A 4,085-nucleotide genomic window follows, 5' to 3' on the forward strand; every position below is an offset into this window, starting at 1 on the left:
CTCTTTCACTGGTCATGACCTCGGTATTCTTCTGTCTCTTGATAGGGCTACCACTCGGAATATGGCTTGCCAGAAGTAACACTGCMGCCAAATTCATCCGCCCAATTCTTGATGCAATGCAAACCACACCAGCGTTTGTTTACTTAGTACCAATAGTCATGCTGTTTGGTATTGGTAATGTTCCGGGTGTCGTTGTAACGATTATCTTTGCTTTGCCTCCTGTTGTGCGCCTAACCATTTTAGGCATTCAGCAGGTCCCTGAAGAATTGATTGAAGCTGGTCATTCATTTGGGGCAAGTAAAAAGCAAATGCTTTACCGCATTCAACTGCCTCTAGCACTGCCAACCATTATGGCAGGGGTAAACCAAACACTAATGCTTTCGCTAYCAATGGTAGTAATTGCTTCAATGATTGCCGTCGGCGGTTTAGGCCAAATGGTACTTCGAGGCATTGGCCGTCTAGATATGGGTTTAGCCGCTGTTGGTGGTCTGGGTATTGTAATTTTAGCTATCTTGCTTGATCGCATTACTCAAGTTTTAGGTGTCAACGCAGGTAACACGAAGTTACGTTGGTATCACGTTGGTCCCGTTTCTATCCTACTCAAGCTTTTCGCACAAAAAAGTAAACCAGAACTAAAATTAAGGAAAAATGAACATGAATAATTCATGGAAGAAGGCTTTAACAACCGGTGTTGTAGCAACACTCGCTTTATCAAGTAACGTATGGGCTGAAAAGCTACCAGGTGAAGGCGTTAGCATTCAGCCTCTTCAATCGACTGTTGCAGAAGAAACATTCCAAACACTGATCGTAAACCGTGCACTTGAAGCACTAGGCTACGATGTGCAGGCAACAAAAGAAGTTGATTACAACGTAGGTTACACGTCAATTGCCAAAGGTGATGCTACATTTCTAGCGGTAGGTTGGTTCCCTCTACATGCTGATAAATACACGATGTCTGGTGGCGACGATAAGTTTTACCGTAAAGGTCAGTACATTAGTGGCGCGGCACAAGGCTACCTAATTGATAAAAAAACAGCAGAAAAATACGGAATCACTAACATCGGCCAACTTAGCGATCCTAAGCTAGCAAAACTGTTCGATGCTGATGGTGATGGCAAAGCAGACTTAACCGGTTGTAACCCAGGTTGGGGTTGTGAGTTAGTTATTGAAGAGCAACTTTCAGCATACAAACTTAGCGACACAGTAAGCCATAACCAAGGTAACTACGCAGCTATTATTGCTGACACAATTTCACGTTATAAGAACGGTGAGTCAATCTTGTACTACACATGGACTCCATACTGGGTAAGTGGTGTTCTTGTACCAAATGAAGATGTTGTATGGCTAGAAGTACCATTCTCTGCACTACCTGGTGAGCGTAAAAACGTAGACACAACTTTATCTAACGGTAAGAACTACGGTTTTGAAATGAACTCTATGCGTATTATTGCTAACAAAGAGTTTGCGGCTCAAAACCCTTCAGCTGCTAAGCTATTTGAAATCATCAAGCTAAACATCAATGATGTGAGCGCTCAAAACATGATGATGAGCAAAGGCAAGAACAGCACTGCGGATATCGAGTCACACGTTAACGGTTGGATTAAAGCTAACCAAGGCTTATTCAACTCTTGGATTGCTGAAGCGAAAAAAGCGTCAATGTAATCTAATAAAAGAGACTAGCTATAGATACTGTCACCTGTATTTATAGATAATTAAAAAGTCAGTACCGTTTGGTCTGGCTTTTTTTGATCTTGGCTCTCCATTCTTATCTTAGTCAACCACTTTTATATTAATTAACTAGCGGAACCAAACCTTTAAGCTGTAATCCAATACACACCAGTCGTGACATACTTAACTGATTCCCATCATATTTCACCAAGCTTTGATTAAATGCTTATACTGAATCTGTAAACTAGCGACCACACCTACTGACCTCAAGAGCAAAATAAATGAACAAGCATATATTACATAGCCTGTGCCTAATGGGCTCACTTTCTCTCATTGGCTGTTCTAGTATTAACGGCGTTTCCAACGATGACACAACAAGTGCTCAAGCAAGTCAGGAAACAATTGCAAAATGGGTGGAGAATCAAATTCTAGCTCCTGAGGGGCTTTCGTTAGCCGACAACAATATCCGCTATCGCACGGGCAGTGCAGACCTTAATGCCGACGACTCTTTTGAACATATAGTGCTCATGCAGGATCCCTACTTCTGTGGCAGTGGTGGGTGCACAGCAGTCATGTTCAACAATAGCGGTGAAATAATTAACCAAATGACCGTTGTGAAAACGCCTGTGGTTTTAGCTGACAGTTACAGTAATGGTTGGCAAGATTTTATCGTTTGGAGCAACGGTGCATACCGGGTAATGAGCTATAACGGAGAAACATATCCAAGTAACCCATCACTAGAACCTACGACAAACTGGGGGGCTAACACGCAAGCGGCAATTGCGTACGTCATGGCGACTGAGCTCTATCAACAAGATGGATACGATATTATGCCTTCTGAAGACGTCGATCTCTGGACAAAAGCAAACACATACAATTTCACCTTTAAGCATTATGGAAACCCAGACAGTATCTACAACGCCGCCGTGGATATGAATACTGGAGAAGTCGATATAAAAAGCACACCGATAAAATAGAAGCGGCATGCCTTAATAAACGCAAAGCCCAAGTAAAAGGCATACCTTTACTTGGGCTTTTCTATTTTTGGTTCTAGCGGTCTTAGAGCTTTTTAAAGTCTATTCACTCTCGTTGGCAAAAATACTTCACCCAACATACACCTCACCGAACCACCGCCAATATCTTCGATTGTTTTAACATCGAATGGCAGTAACTTCCCGTGGGTAGACAACTGCGCAAGCTGAGCTGGAGAAAAGGCATCATAAGCAGATTGCGACATCGCAATAACTTTGTCACCGTTGATGGTTTCTAACTGTAAAATGTTGCCACAAAAGCGGTTCATTTGATCTAACGAGATTGAGATCACCTGTTTGTCTTTTGCGAGAGATTTTACAACAAAGCGTCTTTCAAATTCTGGGATAACTTCATCGCATATTACACAGAAACTTTCGCCAATCGCCATCATAACGTTCGTATGATAAATCGGGTGACCAGAAGGCAAAGCTGTCTGGAACGAAACGACTCGTGCATAACCTATCTGCTTGGCATAGTCTTCTAATACTTCACGATCACAACGTTGAGAAAGCGCTGCGTAGATAGTTTTATTTATATGATCAAGCACCATCACGCCAGTACTTTCAAGATAAGCGCCTTGCTTTAAGTAGCTTTCCAGAGACTCTGTACGAGACACTACTCTTCCTGACTCTTCCAATACTGAAATTAAAGCATCGGGCTTAACTTCATGCTGACGGTTTTCACATGCCATTGGAAACGTATAAAAGCTTCCATCGGCACAGGTACTAAACCAGTTATTTGGGAATACAGCATCAGGCGTCGATACGTCTGTTTCTGGGTAATCAAACTCAATAACCTGAACACCTTCTTTTCGAAGGCTTGCTACCATGGTTTTGAATTCAACCATAGTTTGCTTCTTAACTTGTTCTTGCGACAAGTTAACTTGATTTTGAAATTCATTATCGCGCGCGGTTTCTTCGTTATAACGAAACTCTTTTGGCGGGACCATTACAACGCAGTTTGCGTTTTGGACACTAGAATTAAAAAGTGTTTTTTTATGTAGGTTTAACATCTGTTCACTTTCCCTATCACGTTACTAATGAGAATTGTAAACAAGTTGTTATGAGGATTTTCACTGAATTGGCTGCAGTTTTCTTATCCTGACAATAAAATATCACTGAGTAAGTACTCATTAGCAGCAAATTTTCCTGCTCGCTGGCTCACTTGCCATTTTACCTGCTCGAATACGCCGACTCCGCCGCATATCTGATACACCAAAACCCTATGGAACTGGTTACATTTCACACCGATTAGCGTTACGATTGTCAATGTCAGTAAAGAAGACATCCGTGAAACAAATATGCTCTTCTTCCAACCCTTTTTCATGACCTAAATTTTTCAGGTTCATCAGTTTTCACAACAACATAATCCTAATAGTATTTAGT

At 41.7% G+C, this 4,085-nt stretch carries 5 protein-coding genes; 3 read left to right on the plus strand and 2 right to left on the minus strand.

Annotated features, from left to right (window positions below):
• The 3 genes from L4C33_RS20140 to L4C33_RS20150 form a co-directional block, all read left to right on the plus strand.
• Nucleotides 1-662 (plus strand): ABC transporter permease subunit (locus L4C33_RS20140; RefSeq protein WP_428814184.1); only part of this gene is annotated, 662 nt, incomplete at its 5' end.
• Nucleotides 655-1,662 (plus strand): glycine betaine/L-proline ABC transporter substrate-binding protein ProX, encoded by a 1,008-nt coding sequence (gene proX, locus L4C33_RS20145; RefSeq protein WP_428814185.1) that lies wholly within the window; start codon nt 655-657, stop codon nt 1,660-1,662. The genes L4C33_RS20140 and proX, both read left to right, overlap by 8 nt.
• 287 nt (nt 1,663-1,949) lie before the next feature.
• Nucleotides 1,950-2,645 (plus strand): response regulator, encoded by a 696-nt coding sequence (locus L4C33_RS20150; protein ID WP_428814186.1) that lies wholly within the window; start codon nt 1,950-1,952, stop codon nt 2,643-2,645.
• Between the two features lie 92 nt (nt 2,646-2,737).
• Here L4C33_RS20150 and L4C33_RS20155 read toward each other — a convergent pair whose 3' ends face one another.
• The gene (locus L4C33_RS20155) at nt 2,738-3,712 is read right to left on the minus strand and encodes an arginine deiminase-related protein (protein ID WP_428814187.1); all 975 of its coding nucleotides are present in this window, start codon (nt 3,710-3,712) and stop codon (nt 2,738-2,740) included.
• Nucleotides 3,713-3,795: 83 nt separating this feature from the next.
• Complete coding sequence (locus L4C33_RS20160) at nt 3,796-4,026, minus strand: hypothetical protein (protein WP_428814188.1); 231 nt, start codon at nt 4,024-4,026, stop codon at nt 3,796-3,798.
• Nucleotides 4,027-4,085 lie beyond the last annotated feature (59 nt).

Origin of the sequence: Vibrio makurazakiensis (assembly GCF_050337375.1) — a bacterium.
Classification (GTDB): domain Bacteria; phylum Pseudomonadota; class Gammaproteobacteria; order Enterobacterales; family Vibrionaceae; genus Vibrio; species Vibrio makurazakiensis.

Excerpts from the sequence above, each read along its gene's own strand:
- proX (WP_428814185.1), top strand. The coding sequence starts at position 655 with ATGAATAATTCATGGAAGAAGGCTTTAACAACCGGTGTTGTAGCAACA.
- L4C33_RS20150 (WP_428814186.1), top strand. The coding sequence starts at position 1,950 with ATGAACAAGCATATATTACATAGCCTGTGCCTAATGGGCTCACTTTCT.
- L4C33_RS20155 (WP_428814187.1), bottom strand. The coding sequence starts at position 3,712 with ATGTTAAACCTACATAAAAAAACACTTTTTAATTCTAGTGTCCAAAAC.
- L4C33_RS20160 (WP_428814188.1), bottom strand. The coding sequence starts at position 4,026 with ATGAAAAAGGGTTGGAAGAAGAGCATATTTGTTTCACGGATGTCTTCT.